Source organism: Enterobacter cloacae complex sp. P42RS (genome assembly GCF_014930595.1).
Classification (GTDB): Bacteria; Pseudomonadota; Gammaproteobacteria; order Enterobacterales; family Enterobacteriaceae; genus Enterobacter; species Enterobacter bugandensis.
This window is the reverse complement of record NZ_JADBRK010000027.1, coordinates 1-15,247: the sequence shown is the minus strand read 5'-3', so window position 1 is coordinate 15,247 and position 15,247 is coordinate 1. Positions and strand designations below refer to the sequence as shown.

Genomic DNA, 15,247 nt, shown 5'->3' with positions numbered 1-15,247 from the left:
TAGCCTGAACGGTGAATCAATGACACTGCGCGGCAGCGTTAATGATGCTGGTTTTCTCTTTCTCATCCGTTAGCGCATAGTCAGCGATGCAGTGCTCGCTCGCGTCCTGTCCCCAGGAAACGGCGAGATGCCCCTGCTGCGGCATACCCGAAAGATAGGTCTGGCCGTCATTACCCACAATAAACTCGCTGTCCTTATCCTCTGTGGTGACCGTCGCGCCGAACGGCAGCGGTTTGCCGTTGTGCGTCAGCGTCATCAGCACGCGGCTGCCCACGCGGGTGTTAAAGCTGGCGCGCACCACGGCCCCGCGAGTTGGGGTGACGACCTGCGCGGCGTGGGTGACGTCGGCATTGTCCGGCAGCGTTTCGGTATCCAGCGCAATGGTGTTGTGGCGATACGCGGTCACAAACGGGACAACGGTGTAGCCGCGGAAGTCGGTTTCAACGCCGGTCTGATTAGTGATATGCGTCCCGTGCGTGCCCGGCGCTTTCACCAGCGCGATGGTCTCACCGAGCGGCTGGCTCAGGGTGATGCCGTTCGCATGGGCAACCACGCCGCCCTGCAGGCCGACGTTCACGGTCTGCTGATATTTGTCCTGGCTGACGCCGCCGCTCAGTTCGCCGTACGTTGCTTTGTAATCGGCATTGAGGCTGGTGGAGTTGCCGCTGCCGGTACTGCTCACCCCCTCCTGAATATTCCAGTTGAGGTTATCTTCTTTCAGCGCCGTACCGTTCAGACCGATATTCTGCGTGGTGCCATCTTTGGTGTTGTTCAGGTTGTAGGTGGCCCAGGTGTTATGCATCCAGTGGTCCAGCGGCACCGAGACGCTCAGCGCGAACTGGTTGTCGTTCGTCACCTCATTGCCGTCTTCGTCGCTGTCGCGGGTGTTTTTGTTCATGCTGTAGCTGAGGCTGTAGCTCACGCCGTGCCAGCTGTTGTTGTAGCTGACGCTCACCGAGGTCATGTCCTGGCTCTGGGTCCAGTAGGTCTCTTTCACCAGGCTCAGGGTTAGGGAACCCCAGCCTTCCGGCAGCGTCTGGTCGACGGTGGCTTCGGTACGGGCGCGGCGCTGCTGCGGTTCAGACCAGTCGTCAGAGCGGGTATACGACTCCATGGTGTCTTCCAGGGTGTAAAACCCTTTGCTGTTATAGCGGTAGCCGGCCAGCGAGAAGTTAGTGCCTGACTGGGCGATATCTTTGCTGTAGCGCACGCGCCACGACTGGCCTTTGCTGGCCTGCTGTTTTTTCAGCAGGGCTTTGGCGCGAGTGACGTCAATGGAGAAGGCGCCTAAATCGCCCATGTTTTTCCCGACGCCCACCGCCTGAGACTGATAATGGCTGCTCTGCTGAACGCCGCCGTAGGCGGTGATACCGTAGGGTAAACCGTAGATGGCGCTGCCCTGGGCAAACGGGGTCTTTTCGACATCGTTGTCATAGGAACGATAACGCCCGGCGGTCACGCTGTAGCGCAGGTTTTTTTCACGCTGCAAGACCGGCACGGAGGCAAACGGCACGACAAAATGGCTTTCGCTGCCGTCGGTCTCTTTCACGGTAACCTGCAGGTCGCCGCTGCTGCCGGTGGGGTAGAGATCGTTAATTTCGAAGGCGCCCGGCGCGACCGTGTTCTGATAAATGACGTAGCCGTTCTGGCGAACCACCACCAGCGCGTTGCTGTGTGCCGTGCCGCGGATAATCGGCGCATAGCCTTTCTCGCTGTCTGGCAGCATGTCGCTGTCGGATTTCAGCTCCACCCCGGTGTAGGGAACGCTGTCAAACACGTCGGCAGGGGATGAGCTCTGGCCGACGGTGATGTCGCTTTTCATTGCCACGATATCGCGTTGCGCATAGGTATAAACGGAGGTGAATTTCTGCTCCTCCTCATGGCCCGTGGTGCTGCGATTCCAGGTGGAATAGTTGCGAATGCGCCATGCGCCAACGTTCAGGCCTGGGCGCAGGTTTACGTACTGGCTGCTGTTATCCTGCTCACCGTGCTGTCGCGCGCGGCTGTGGCTGGCATTGGCGCTGTAATTAAGCAGGCCCGCAGTGATCCCTTCGTCAAACTCTTTCGGGTCAATGTAACCGCGAGGCACCTGACCCAGCGCCGTTTGAGGGATGCTCATCAGCAGCTGCTGGTTGCGAACGCGAAAGGTGGCGGATGCCGCAGGAATGACATGTAAATCAGCACACTGGCCTTTGGCCATCAGCTGCGGAAATTTTTTGGTTTTAATGCCGAGGCTTTTTAATTCCTCAAGGCTAAAGCAAGGCTGCAGCGTGCTGTTGCCCTGCGAATCTTTCTGAAGCGTAAAGGTCACGTTGCGGGTATCAATTTTATTATTATTGATAAATACCGCGACCTCATATTTCCCCGGCGCCTGGCCGGGGCCTTTTTCATAGATGGACAGATCGGTTTTACCCTGCTGGGGATTATCAACATCCAGCAGGGCAGGGTTAAAATAATCATCAGCCATAACCTGCTGCGCAAAGATCGCCATTGCCAGGACACAGAGAATGACCAGCAATGAAGACAATCGGCAGGTGAACGGCTTTTTATGGCTGTACATGATTATTTTATTATCGGGGAAAAGTATTAATGAACGGATTTCGACCAGTTATGGCTGATGCTGCCGTAATCAGTAATAATGGAATACGTCACGTTCGAGCCTCTGACATTACCCGGTATGGCAAAATGCGTTTCTGTTTTTGGCACGGCCCAGGTCGCTTTCGTCACTTTTTGACCATTCAGGGTGACCGCCTGGAAATTCATATAAAACGGGGTGGGATTATTCACCACCAGCTCGTTACCTTCGCGACGCCATTCAAGTTTATCCGCCACATCTTCTGGTCTGCCTTTTACCGCAGACGGGCGATAGAGTAATTTGATTCGAGTATTAATGGCGATTTGCAGCGTATTTACCCCCTCAACGTGTTTTGAGGAAGGGATTGCTTTAATGTTCAACCAGTACAGGGATTCCCTGTCTTCCGGAAAATTTCCGCCCGTACGCACCACGCGCAGAACGTTATCTTCGTGCGCATCCAGACGGAAAAGCGGCGGGGTGATCAGGAACGGGGCTTTGGCCAGGTTTTTACCGCCGGAATCAACCCAGGACTGCACCAGATAATCCGTCGCATCTGGATTTGAAAGACCAAGAGAAGATTCCTTTTTATCTCCCTGATAGACCAGTCGGGTGCCGTTAATAATGACCCCAGCATGTGAAGCAGTTGCTACCAGTAAAAGCGTGCTCAGTAAATAACCGTGGCGCATAAAGATTTCTCAATGAATAGAGAAGATATTAATGCTCGCGAAAGCATTAATATCCCCGGATTGATAAGATCAGTTATAAATAACGGTGAAGGTTGAAACGGAGTTAGCGGGGCCTGCGGTAATTGCCGGGCCGGTTTGGATATAGCGTGCGCCGAACTCCAGATCGTTAACCGCCGTGCCGGAGGTTAACTGATACTGCTGAGACGGCGTATACAGGCTGACAGGCTGCTGCGAGGCATCCACCAGCTGAATCGCCACCCCAGTTGCCGCATCGGTATCTGGCGTTAAGGCAAGCGTTGAATTGTTATTCGCATCCGGTGTTCCGCCAAAGTTAATGGCGGCGGAGGTGACCGTGTCAGGACAATTCGTTAACTGAATATCAAACTTCGTTAAGGTGCTGGTAGAGCCTGCACCGGTAAATACCGTTTTAGACACTTTCCCCAGCTGTACATTTAATGGATTACTTAATCCATTTACGACCTGACAAGCAGAATCGATAATTTCGCCGGTGAAATTTATTTGCCCTTCACCGTTCGTTGCCGCAAACGTGGATGCAGAACATCCCACCGCTGCGGCGATGATTAAACCTAAAGCAACCTTGTTCATAGCAAATCCTGATATGTTTCGGGTGAGAGCGTTGCCTGGACGTTTTCACCGTTGACCCTTAATGACTTTCCGCTGGTTATTTAATCAAAAAATGTATGAATACGAATCTGCTATAGAAATCACAAATAATTGAAAAAAAGCTTGTGTTTATTTTTTGCTATTAAAACAGAAGGTTGTCTTAAAGGATAAAAAACTAACGGATAGCCATTCATCAGGGCTATAGTGTTAACAAGATAGGCTGTCAGGAGGAATGTCGTGGATTATCGCAAAATTATCAAAGAGGTAGGACGTGGGAAAAACCACGCCCGCGACCTGGACCATGAAACCGCTCGCGCGCTTTACACCCGTATGCTCAACGGCGAGGTACCGGACCTGGAAATGGGCGGCATCCTGATTGCGCTGCGTATCAAAGGCGAAGGCGAAGCGGAGATGCGTGGTTTCTACGAGGCGATGCAGGCGCAAACGCTGCGCTTAACGCCGCCAGTGGCAAAACCGATGCCGATTGTGATCCCGAGCTATAACGGGGCGCGCAAGCAGGCAAACCTGACGCCGCTGCTGGCGATATTGTTACATAAGCTGGGGTTCCCTGTGGTGGTACATGGGGTCAGCGAAGATCCCACGCGCGTACTGACAGAAACCATCTTTGAACTGCTGGGCATTGAACCGACCCTCCATGCCGGCCAGGCGCAGGCAAAGCTGGAGGGGAACCAGCCGGTCTATATTCCCGTTCGTGCGCTCTGCCCGCCTTTGGAAAAGCAGCTGGACATGCGCTGGCGCATGGGCGTGCGTAACAGTGCGCACACCCTGGCGAAGCTGGCAACGCCGTTTGCTGAGGATGCCGCACTGCGCCTTTCCAGTGTTTCTCATCCGGAGTACGTGACGCGCGTCGGTCAGTTCTTTGCCGAAATCGGTGGACGCGCACTGCTGATGCACGGAACAGAAGGGGAGGTGTACGCCAACCCGCAGCGTTGCCCACAGCTGATGCTGATCGATTCTGTCGGTACGCGCGTTGTGCTTGAGCGCGGGGAAGAAAACAGCGATGTGATTCTGCCGGAGTCAAAAGATCCGCAGGTTACCGCGCACTGGATTACGCAGTGCCTGGCCGGAAGTGTGCCGGTCCCACAGTCGATCAAACTGCAAATGGCCTGCTGCTTGCTGGCGACAGGGGAGGTAGAGACGGTGGAAGCGGGGTTACAGCGGGTGGCACAGTCGTTTTAAGCAAAAAAAAGCCCGTCCAGTGGCGGACGGGCAAGCAAGGGTAACAAACAACAGGGTCAATGAGGGTTGGAGCAGCTCACCAGAGGGGTTGGCGAGGGTACAGCATTCATTTCAGGCGATTATTTGTAGATAACCGCAGTACCGCTCAGCTTGTTATTGGTGTTAGCGGAGGTGATGGTGTATCCGCTTGCACCGGCAGCAGCGGCTTTCTCAGCCAGCTTGGCTTCCAGGCCGTCCAGCGTGGTCGCGCCTTCTGCACTTACCACACCGATTTTATTCATGCTCTGGGCCTGAGTGGATGAAACAGGCTCTACGGCGAATGCGCCGAAAGACAGAGCGGACAGGGCAACAGCAGCTACAGCATATTTGATGGTTTTCATAATTAATCTCTCGCAGGTGTTTTCTGTTAAGGGGACGATGTTCCGTCGATGTGATAAGTATCACGTTTTTTCCTGAGGGATAAAATCGAAGAGAATTGACGTGATCGGTCAAAAAAATTGAATGACAAATAACTTATTGAATATTAATAAATTCAAACCAGCGCTTTACACTTCTTGTGGATGCGCTTTACAGAAGAAAGATGAAGGGCACATTTTGCTACGCGGTTCGCTAAAAACCGTGAGCGTAAAGGTAAGTGCAGGCAGGGTTAACTTAGGTAAAGGATAGTCAGCGTAACTGGCTATCTTTCGATCCTCTGCGATTATAACCTGAATGTGACGCATTTTTTGAATCTTTATCCTGCTGGCAGGTAATACATAACCTTACGCCTTGAATGGCTTTACGCCGCGCCTCCGGGATCGGCTCTCCGCATTCTTCGCACTCCTTCAAACTTTCGCCGCGCGGAATCTCACCGCGAGCGCGCGCAACCGCATCTTCAATGGTACTGTTGATCTGTTCGTTAACGGCGTCGTCATTCGCCCAACCGGAAGCCATGGCATCCTCCTGAAATCGGTTTATACCCTGCTTTTAATATGGGGTTAAAAAATGAACAATCAAGATAAAGCGGAAATGAACTGCATCCGGCGGGCAGATGCAGTCTTGTTGTGGAGGAAAAAAATTATTTATAGATGGTTGCTGTGCCGTACATATGGTTATCTCCGCCAGCGGAGTTCACGACAAAGCCTTTCGCACCTTCCTGGCGGGCTTTTTCGGCCAGTTTATTCTGCAGATCGTCCAGGTTACTTGCGCGACTTACCGAGACGGTGCCCGCCGGACGCAGTTGGCTAGTATCGGTACTTTCATTCAGTGACTGAACGGCCATCGCAGAAAATGAAGCCGTTGCCAGGGCGCCAGTGATAACAGCAAGGGTCAGGTACTTTTTCATAATCACATCCTCATGAGGAAACAACAGGTGATTCCCTTTAAGTTTAGAAGCCTGACGAGTGTGACTTAGCGCAAATATTTGATGATGATCTGCTTATTTTTTGAACGATAAAAACTGACAATTCGCTGACAGATCATAGACGTAGAGGTGTTTGATTTACGGTGTTTTTTTAAGCGCCGCAGAGAAAGATTTACCGCTGGGCCAGCACAGGGTATCTTACGCCGCTGTTTAAAGGAGAACGCCATGACTTCCCAAAAGCCGGGATTGCACCCACGAAATCGCCACCGCAGCCGCTACGACATGAACGCCCTGTGCCAGAGCTGCCCTGCGCTGCAGGACTATATTGTCCAGACCCCAGCGGGTGAGCCGACCGTCAATTTTGCCGATCCGCAGGCGGTGAAAACGCTGAACAAAGCCCTGCTGGCGCATTTTTACGGTGTGGCTCACTGGGATATTCCGGAAGGCTTTCTCTGCCCCCCTGTGCCGGGCCGCGCTGATTACGTTCATCACCTTGCCGATCTGCTTGCCGAAGATCGTGACGGCGCTGTACCGCAGCAGGCTTCCATCCTGGATATAGGCACCGGGGCAAACCTGATTTACCCGCTGATTGGCGTACATGAATATCACTGGCGCTTTACCGGGAGCGAAATCGGCGCCGAGGCCTTTGCCAGCGCGCAGGCGATTATCAGCGCGAACCCTGGCCTGAGCCGTTCCATTCGTCTGCGTCGTCAGAAAGAGGCGGCTTCCATCTTCAACGGCATAATTCATAAAAACGAAAGCTATGACGCTACGATGTGCAATCCGCCGTTTCATGATTCGGCGGCAGCGGCTCGCGCGGGCAGCGAACGTAAACGCCGCAACCTCGGTCAGGCGGAAGACGCCGCGCTGAACTTCGGCGGGCAGCAGCAGGAGCTGTGGTGCGAGGGCGGTGAAGTTGCCTTCATCCTGCGCATGATTGCGGAAAGCCAACAGTTTGGCCGTCAGGTGAAGTGGTTCACGACGCTGGTTTCCCGCGGGGATAACCTGCCGCCGCTCTACCGCGCGCTGAGCGAAGCGGGTGCCGTAAAAGTGGTGAAAAAAGAGATGGCGCAGGGCCAGAAGCAGAGCCGCTTTATCGCCTGGTCGTTTATGGACGATAACAAACGTCGCAAATAGTATCCCGCCCCAGGCCGGGTAGGGCAAAGCCGCCACCCGGCTCGGTTACAGCGTCGGCTCCTGCGGAGGGAGCGGCGAGGCGGGCGGCGACAATACCTGATACGTCTGCACCGGCGTTCGCACGTTCGCCAGATCGAAGTGCTTTTTCACCATGCTGTCGAGGGCAAAGCGCACCGTCCACTGCTTCAACGGCTGGGTGGTGAACGACACGCGCAGGGTGAACGCCGTGTTGGTCAGCCCAACGATGCCGGCAAACGACGGTTCGCCAATCACCAGCCCGCGAATATCCTCCATTTCCATCAGTTCACTGACCGCATCCCGCAGCGCCTGCTTCGCTTTGTCGGCATCCTCATGACGATCCACATCGTAGTTGGCCACAACGGAGCCAATGCCGCGCACAAAGTTAGCGAAGGTAGTGATCGATGACCAGGGAATGATGTGATATGCCCCGGTATCCTGACGCACGCCTACCGAGCGAATCGACATCCGCTCCACGGTACCGGTCAGCGGCCCGATGGTCACCAGATCCCCTGTGTTCATCCCGTTCTCAAACTGGATAAAGATGCCGGTAATAATATCCTTCACCAGCGTTTGCGAGCCGAAAGAGATCGCCAGCCCCAGCGCGCCTGCACCTGCCAGCAGCGGGGCGATATTCACGCCGATTTCCGATAGCACAATCATGATGGTGATGGTGCTGATGATCACCGCCAGCGCGTTGCGGAACAGCGTCAGCAATGTGCGGGCCCGTGCGCTGGGGAGCGGTCTACCGTGAATATCCGATACCAGACGGTTCTCGATAAGGCTCGCCAGCAGCGTCCAGCCGACGGCGGAGAAGAACAGAATCAGCGCGATACGAATTAAAATATCGACGGTCTTCTCGCCTGCGCCGTTATGCAGCCAGTTCCAGAAATCAAACAGGCTCCACGCATTCAGCAGCAGCATGATCGCCACGCAGACGGTCAGAATGCGCGCCACCTTAAGCGATACCGACATCCAGCCGTTCACCCGTTTTTGCAGTTCCGGGTAATTACGCTGCACCTGCGGCGACAGGGTGATGGTTTTCGAGATCCAGCGGGACAACAGCCCGGACACAAACGCCGCGATGCCGATAATCGCCAGGCTTTTAAACGTCGCCCCCATCATAAATTTCAGGCTGTTTCCCGGGTCGAACAGCGAGAAGAAGCACAGCACTATAAAATACGCGCTTGCCAGCCAGTGCCACACCAGCGCGAAGGCGCGGATAAACAGACTGAAGAAAGAGAGGGAACGGTCGGCCAGATGCAGCAGACTCTCGGTGATCGTCCTTTTATTGTGAAAGATAAGGTACAGAGACCAGACGGTAATACAGAGCATAATCAGCACGTTCGCCAGCGCGCCAAACTGCACGTTGACCTGGTTGGAGATAATCGGCACGGCAACCAGCAGGCCGTATCCTATCAGCCCGCTGAGCACGCTTAGCCGCACGGCCCAGTATTTCGCGCTGTCGTCGTTGATGTTGAAAGGGCGAAGTTCAGGCACGCGCGGGCAAAAGATGACGCGCAGCACCGCTTTAAAAAATTCGATGAGCGCAAACGCATTCAGGAAGAGCGCCTGCTGGAAGGCAATGGTTTTGTTGCCCGTATTGAGGCGGTCCGCCAGCACCTGACCGACAAACAGCGTCAGGGCCAGCAGCAGTAAATCGATGATAAACGCTCCGGTAATCATGGCCGGGAGGTGCAGCCAGCTGCTTTTATGCTGATTTTTTTTCCGTCCCCAGTGGCCCATCTTCCGGTAGAGCGGCCAGGCGCACAGGCGCAGCAGCCAGTAAAAAATGAACACGGCACCCGCCAGAATCGCAAACTGCGTGGCGGCTGCGGTGAAGGTGTGGGGATTAAAAGGTTTATGCGAGGTGCCAACAAGATTTCGATAGAGCTGGGCAAAACGTGACGACAGGGCTTCCCCGTAGCGACGGCTGATGTCGGTGACGTTTTCCAGTACCGTCTTTTCCTCTTCGATCTGCGGTGGCGTAATGGTCGGAACCGGATCCTGAGGCGGCGTGGCGGCCACCTTCCTCAACTGATCGATCAGCTCCTGCCGGGAGGTGTCATTCTCAAGGACGTCGGCAAGTGCGCTATAGGCCGCTTTTTTTTGTTCTGCATCCGGCTCCGGAGGCGGCGTATTTTGCTGAGTAGCAGTTGTTCCGGTGGTGACGCCGGGGATTGCCACGGCGAGCGATGGCGTACTAAACAGGCTTATCAACAGCAGCAGGATCCACGGCACGGCGTCCTCCGACAAAAATATCGTGCAAAATGATAAGTATAGAGGGCGAGAGGCGGAGGGGAGTTTTTGGGAACAATCTGGCGTAAAAAAGCCGGGCAAGCCCGGCTCGGTATGTAGCGAGGGATCAGGAGACGTGCTGCAGGAACTCCTGCAGACGCTGGCTAGGCGGATTCGCGATCAATTCCTGCGGGTTACCGTCTTCGGCGATGCGGCCTTTATCAATAAAGATCAGGCGGGAAGCCACTTTCTCAGCAAAGCCGATTTCGTGGGTCACGATCACCATCGTCATCCCTTCTTCCGCCAGATCCTGCATGACTTTCAGCACCTCGTGGCGCAGCTCCGGGTCGAGTGCGGACGTCGGCTCATCAAACAGCATCATCTTCGGTTTCACCGCCAGCGCGCGGGCAATCGCCACGCGCTGCTGCTGGCCACCGGAGAGCTCGGAAGGGTAGTGGTGCGCACGCTCCGCCAGGCCAACCTTCGCCAGCAGATCTTTTGCCAGCGCTTCCGCCGCCGCTTTGTTGGCACCGCGCACGCGCAGTGGGCCAAACATCACGTTTTCCAGCGCCGTCAGGTGCGGGAACAGGTAGAACTGCTGGAACACCATGCCCGCTTCCTGACGAATCAGACGCTCGTCCACTTTCGGGTCGTTTACCTTCAGACCGTCAACGATCAGATCGCCGCTGGTGATCTCTTCCAGCTTGTTGATGCAGCGCAGCAGGGTCGATTTACCGGAACCGGAAGGCCCGATAATCACCACCACTTCACCCTGCTTGATATTCAGATCGATATTGTGCAGCACCTGGGTTGGGCCAAAGTGCTTGGAGACGTTTTTAAATTCAATCACAGGATTTTCATCCTTCTTTCAAGACGGCGCAGAACGAAGCTCAGTACCAGCGTAATGATCAGATAAACGACGGCGACCGCACTCCAGATTTCCAGCGCGCGGAAGTTGCCTGCAATAATTTCCTGGCCCTGACGGGTCAGTTCGGCCACGCCGATAACGATGAACAGCGATGTATCTTTAATGCTGATGATCCACTGGTTACCCAGCGGCGGCAGCATGCGGCGCAGCGCCAGCGGGAGAATAACGTGACGGATCGTTTCGCGACGAGAAAGACCTAATGCCAGACCGGCTTCGCTGAAACCTTTATGAATCGACAGCACCGCCCCGCGGGTGATTTCCGCGATGTAGGCGCCCGAGTTGATCATAATGGTCACGACGGCCGCGCTGAACGGATCGATGCGCAGGTCGGTAAAGGCCATTGGCAGGGCGAAGTAGATAAACATGACCTGCACGACAATCGGGGTGCCGCGGATCACTTCGATGAAAACCAGTGCGATGTGGTTTGCAATCCAGCCACCGTAGGTGCGGGCGAAACCGGCGACAAGACCGATAATCAACCCACCTACCAGACCCAGGACCGAAATCCACAGGGTCATTTTAGCGCCTTCAAGCAAGAGTGGAATGGCAGGCCAGATGGCGCTCCAGTCAAACTGCATGATGTATTCCTGTATACCGTGGTGAAAAACGAAAAATGTAGGCCCAGCCAGCGTGAGCGCCGCCGGGCGCTATAAACCTGAATTCAGGTAAAATTATTTAGGCTCAGTACCGAACCATTTTTTATAGATTTCGTTGTAAGTGCCGTTCTCTTTCAGCGTTTTCAGTGCGCCGTTAACTTTCGTGCGCAGATCGTCGCTGCCTTTCGGGAACGCGATACCGTACTGCTGAGCTTCCAGAGAGTCGCCCACGGCTTTGAACTTGCCGTTACCAGCCGTTTTAATGAAGTACAGGATGTTCGGCGTGTCGTGCAGAACAGCGTCAGCACGGTTGGTGCCGAGTTCCATATACGCGTTGTCAATGTTCGGGAACTGGCGCAGGTCTTTGGTTTTGATGTTCGCTTTCGCGTAATCCACGGAACCGGTGCCGCTTTTCACTGCCACCACTTTACCGTCGAGGTCTTTCACGCTTTTTACGTCGTTATTATCCGCTTTGACCATCACCAGCAGGCCGCTTTTGTAGTAGCCGTCAGAGAAGTCGATCGCTTTTTTACGTTCTTCGGTAATGGTGATGCCCGCCAGCGCCAGATCGACGTTTTTGGTTTGCAGCGCCGGGATGATGCCGCTGAAGTCCATCGGCTTCAGGGTATAGTCCAGTTTGAGTTCTTTGGCGATAGCGGCCCACAGATCAACATCAAAACCAACGTATTTGTCACCCTGTTTGAATTCAAACGGAACGAACGCCGTGTCGGTCGCCACAACCAGTTTGTCGGCAGCCTGAGAGGACACCGCAAAAGCCAGGGTAAGTGCAGCCAGTGAAACTTTTAATACAGACTTCATAGCATTTCCTTTTATATCCACGGGGCGATCCCCTGCGAGAACGACTGGCACAATGAAAAAATCGTGCCAACTTTACAAGCTGTTGTTTTACAAAGGGGATGAAATCATACATTGCACAAAAAGCGTGGCAATGATGTCGTGTTGCACCAGCATGGAGCACCATTTTGGTGCGCTTCGTTTGGGTCAACTGACGGGGAGATATTAAGCGTAAATTCTGACGAAAAAACAATCTCCCATTAACGGTTGTGTGAGGTGATTATTACAATTTATTCACTTTTGCACCGTCTCAGGCAAAAACTGTGCACCATAAATGTGCAAAACCCTCACCAGAGGCGAGGGTTTGACAGGAAAGTCTTATGGATTACTCGATGTTAGATTCGATAAACCACAGGAACTGATCCAGGTCGCGGGACGCGGCGGTGAAGATGTCTGCGGTATCTTCATCCTTGGCTTCGCTAATCGCTTTGCGCACGTCATTGGCCACAATCGCGTAGCGGTCCGCCAGCTCTTTCAGGTGATCCTGAACGGTGTGGATATCCAGCGGGTAGCTTTTCAACGGCGTTTTGCTGTTGATCACCTGCGTGGTCCCAAGCGCGACACCACCCAGCTGAACGGCACGTTCAGCCATCGTATCGAGGTGTGTCACCAGTGCTGTGCGGAAGCCATCCAGCATTTCATGGACGGCAATAAAGTTTGCACCGCGCATATTCCAGTGGGCCTGTTTGGTGATCAGCGAAAGATCGATGAACTGGATCACCTGGCGATTCAGCAACTCAATGGTCGCTTTTTTGTCGCTATCCGATACATCGTTACGGGTATAAAGCAGATTAGACGCTTTCGTTTTCACCAGTTTAGCGGTACTCATAATCTCATATCCTCTTGATGTTTATGTCCCAGGTAATTACGGAACTAAGTATAGCACCGGATTTTTTCTCTGCGGTCTGGCTGTGCCTATCGGTTTAATAGCAAGAAGGAGGTTGATAATTTAATTCATTGAAATTAATAGATAATTTTAAAATTGATACAGATCAATCTTAATTCGCCTGGAGGGGAATGGGTGGGGAAGGATATTTCGGTTATATGACAAACTATGTAAGAAATTATAACGGATGGCATTCTGGCCTTTATTCTGCATGGCCGTGAAGCCATGCAGAATATATGGCATTAGCCGATGTCGATTTTCTCAACTTTAGGTTCAGGGCGCATGGTGAGCGTTGACCCCATTGACGCCGCGATAATTGAGCAGAGCGCCAGCGTCTGGGTAAACGTCAGCGTTTCGCCCAGGAACACCATCCCGGAGATCGCCGCAAGGGCGGGCTCCATGCTCATCAGAGTGCCAAATATGCGCGTCGGCAGACGCGTCAGGGCAATCATCTCCAGAGAATAGGGGAGAGCCGTTGAAAGAATAGCGACCGCCAGCCCGATGGGCATGACTGACCATTGCCAGATAGACTCCGTGGCCTGCGCCATACCGATCGGCACAAAAACGATAGCTGCAATCACGGAACCCAGGGCGACCGTTGCCGGGCCATGCTCTTCACCCGCTCGCTGCCCGGTGAGTATATAGACAGCCCAGCAGGCTCCTGCTCCCAGCGCCAGCGCTGCGCCCGTGAGATCAATCTCAGAGACATTCTGGCCGAGCGGCAGCAGGAACCATAAGCCCAGAACGGCCAGCACGACCCAGATAAAATCCACCGGACGACGTGACGAGAAAAGCGCGACCGCCAGCGGGCCGGTAAACTCCAGCGCGACGGCAATCCCCAGCGGGATGGTCTGGATGGAGAGGTAGAACATATAGTTCATTGCCCCGAGGGACAGACCATAAAAAAGCAGGGGGAGACGTTGCTCTTTTTTGAAGCGCAGACGCCAGGGTTTGAAGATGACGACCAGTATCGCCGTTCCCAGCACGATACGCAGGGCTGTTACCCCGGGCGCACCCACCAGTGGAAAAAGCGATTTTGCCAGCGAAGCACCGCTTTGGATGGACAACATGGCAATAAGTATGACGGCTACCGGCAACCAGACCGACGACGTGCGGGAAAACCCAGGCATCCTTTCTCCTGTCAGCTAATGTCAAGTGGAGTAAAGGTTGCAGTGTAAAGGAAATATACAGCTACGGTTGAGACTACGTTGAAAAAAAAGACCCGTGAAATCCGTAAAATGGTTAAGCGCTGGTGGATTTATCACCTGAAAGATTAGGAATAATCTGGATGAATGTAACGGCGCAGACGCGCAATATGGGCGTTTAGTAGGAAAAATCGCATGTGATTTGAAAGAGTTAGCTGAGGTTGGAAACGTTCTGTTACAGGAAAGGCCTCATTAGACATCACGAATCACAAAGAGTTTCGCAAATTTTTTTGATATATTTAAAACTTACGGACTTACTTGAAGCACATTTGAGGTGGTTATGAAAAAAATTGCATGTCTTTCAGCACTGGCCGCTGTACTGGCTGTTTCCGCAGGTACAGCTGTAGCTGCTACTTCTACTGTAACTGGTGGTTACGCTCAGAGCGATATGCAGGGCGTGATGAACAAAACCAACGGTTTCAACCTGAAGTATCGTTACGAGCAGGATAACAACCCGCTGGGCGTGATCGGTTCTTTCACCTACACCGAGAAAGATCGTACTGAAAACGGCGCATACAACAAAGGCCAGTACTACGGTATCACTGCTGGTCCAGCTTACCGTCTGAACGACTGGGCGAGCATCTACGGTGTTGTAGGTGTTGGCTACGGTAAATTCCAGCAGACCGAAAACCAGGGTCTGAACCGCACTGCAAGCAACAGCGACTACGGCTTCTCCTATGGCGCAGGCCTGCAGTTCAACCCAATCCAGGACGTGGCTCTGGACTTCTCCTATGAGCAGAGCCGTATCCGCAACGTTGACGTTGGCACCTGGATCGCGGGCGTAGGTTACCGCTTCTAATCACTTCGGTGAGCTAATAAAAAATCCGCCCAATGTGGCGGATTTTTTTTTTAGCTTTTCCCTCTCCTTGTGGGAGAGGGTCAGGGTGAGCAGCTGTGTTTAAAGTCAACATCTGACGACTAAGCTGCCGCCCATTTTTTATTGTCCCGCACCATCGC

At 53.6% G+C, this 15,247-nt stretch carries 15 protein-coding genes; 3 read left to right on the top strand and 12 right to left on the bottom strand.

Annotated features, from left to right (window positions below; translation table 11 throughout):
- Positions 1–16: 16 nt before the first annotated feature.
- The 3 genes from IM314_RS20870 to IM314_RS20860 all read right to left on the bottom strand — a co-directional run bounded on the left by IM314_RS20870 (position 17) and on the right by IM314_RS20860 (position 3,867).
- Positions 17–2,560: a fimbria/pilus outer membrane usher protein gene (locus IM314_RS20870; RefSeq protein ID WP_193359332.1), complete on the bottom strand. Its 2,544-nt coding sequence runs from the start codon at positions 2,558–2,560 to the stop codon at positions 17–19.
- A 26-nt stretch (positions 2,561–2,586) separates the two neighbouring features.
- Entirely contained in the window at positions 2,587–3,261 is a 675-nt protein-coding gene (locus IM314_RS20865) for a molecular chaperone (protein WP_193359333.1), read from the bottom strand.
- Positions 3,262–3,330: 69 nt separating this feature from the next.
- Positions 3,331–3,867, bottom strand: a complete 537-nt coding sequence (locus IM314_RS20860; protein WP_028012440.1) for a fimbrial protein — start codon at positions 3,865–3,867, stop codon at positions 3,331–3,333.
- A gap of 255 nt (positions 3,868–4,122) precedes the next feature.
- Here IM314_RS20860 and ybiB point away from each other — a divergent pair, with 255 nt between their 5' ends.
- Positions 4,123–5,085, top strand: a complete 963-nt coding sequence (gene ybiB, locus IM314_RS20855; protein ID WP_193359334.1) for a DNA-binding protein YbiB — start codon at positions 4,123–4,125, stop codon at positions 5,083–5,085.
- A gap of 119 nt (positions 5,086–5,204) precedes the next feature.
- Here the strand turns inward: ybiB and ybiJ are convergent, their stop codons facing one another.
- The 3 genes from ybiJ to mcbA all read right to left on the bottom strand — a co-directional run bounded on the left by ybiJ (position 5,205) and on the right by mcbA (position 6,409).
- Positions 5,205–5,465 (bottom strand): DUF1471 family protein YbiJ, encoded by a 261-nt coding sequence (gene ybiJ / locus IM314_RS20850; RefSeq protein ID WP_014883102.1) that lies wholly within the window; start codon positions 5,463–5,465, stop codon positions 5,205–5,207.
- A 286-nt stretch (positions 5,466–5,751) separates the two neighbouring features.
- Positions 5,752–6,018, bottom strand: a complete 267-nt coding sequence (locus IM314_RS20845; protein ID WP_193359335.1) for a DksA/TraR family C4-type zinc finger protein — start codon at positions 6,016–6,018, stop codon at positions 5,752–5,754.
- A gap of 124 nt (positions 6,019–6,142) precedes the next feature.
- Positions 6,143–6,409, bottom strand: a complete 267-nt coding sequence (gene mcbA, locus IM314_RS20840; RefSeq protein WP_045259966.1) for a DUF1471 family periplasmic protein McbA — start codon at positions 6,407–6,409, stop codon at positions 6,143–6,145.
- Positions 6,410–6,652: 243 nt separating this feature from the next.
- Here mcbA and rlmF point away from each other — a divergent pair, with 243 nt between their 5' ends.
- Positions 6,653–7,564 (top strand): 23S rRNA (adenine(1618)-N(6))-methyltransferase RlmF, encoded by a 912-nt coding sequence (gene rlmF, locus IM314_RS20835; RefSeq protein ID WP_041910718.1) that lies wholly within the window; start codon positions 6,653–6,655, stop codon positions 7,562–7,564.
- Between the two features lie 45 nt (positions 7,565–7,609).
- Here rlmF and ybiO read toward each other — a convergent pair whose 3' ends face one another.
- The 6 genes from ybiO to rhtA form a co-directional block, all read right to left on the bottom strand.
- Entirely contained in the window at positions 7,610–9,823 is a 2,214-nt protein-coding gene (gene ybiO / locus IM314_RS20830; protein ID WP_193359336.1) for a mechanosensitive channel protein, read from the bottom strand.
- Between the two features lie 124 nt (positions 9,824–9,947).
- Positions 9,948–10,670: a glutamine ABC transporter ATP-binding protein GlnQ gene (gene glnQ / locus IM314_RS20825; protein WP_028012446.1), complete on the bottom strand. Its 723-nt coding sequence runs from the start codon at positions 10,668–10,670 to the stop codon at positions 9,948–9,950.
- Positions 10,667–11,326, bottom strand: coding sequence for a glutamine ABC transporter permease GlnP (gene glnP, locus IM314_RS20820; RefSeq protein ID WP_003858462.1), 660 nt, complete (start codon positions 11,324–11,326; stop codon positions 10,667–10,669). Before glnP ends, glnQ begins: the two co-directional genes overlap by 4 nt.
- Positions 11,327–11,419: 93 nt before the next feature.
- Positions 11,420–12,163 (bottom strand): glutamine ABC transporter substrate-binding protein GlnH, encoded by a 744-nt coding sequence (glnH, locus tag IM314_RS20815; RefSeq protein WP_014831177.1) that lies wholly within the window; start codon positions 12,161–12,163, stop codon positions 11,420–11,422.
- A 361-nt stretch (positions 12,164–12,524) separates the two neighbouring features.
- Positions 12,525–13,028: a DNA starvation/stationary phase protection protein Dps gene (gene dps / locus IM314_RS20810; protein ID WP_008501171.1), complete on the bottom strand. Its 504-nt coding sequence runs from the start codon at positions 13,026–13,028 to the stop codon at positions 12,525–12,527.
- A gap of 299 nt (positions 13,029–13,327) precedes the next feature.
- Positions 13,328–14,215 (bottom strand): threonine/homoserine exporter RhtA, encoded by an 888-nt coding sequence (rhtA, locus tag IM314_RS20805; protein ID WP_049136965.1) that lies wholly within the window; start codon positions 14,213–14,215, stop codon positions 13,328–13,330.
- Positions 14,216–14,570: 355 nt separating this feature from the next.
- Between rhtA and ompX the strand changes: the two genes are divergently transcribed.
- On the top strand, positions 14,571–15,089 hold the full coding sequence (gene ompX, locus IM314_RS20800; protein ID WP_028012448.1) for an outer membrane protein OmpX: 519 nt from the start codon (positions 14,571–14,573) through the stop codon (positions 15,087–15,089).
- The last annotated feature ends 158 nt before the right edge of the window (positions 15,090–15,247 follow it).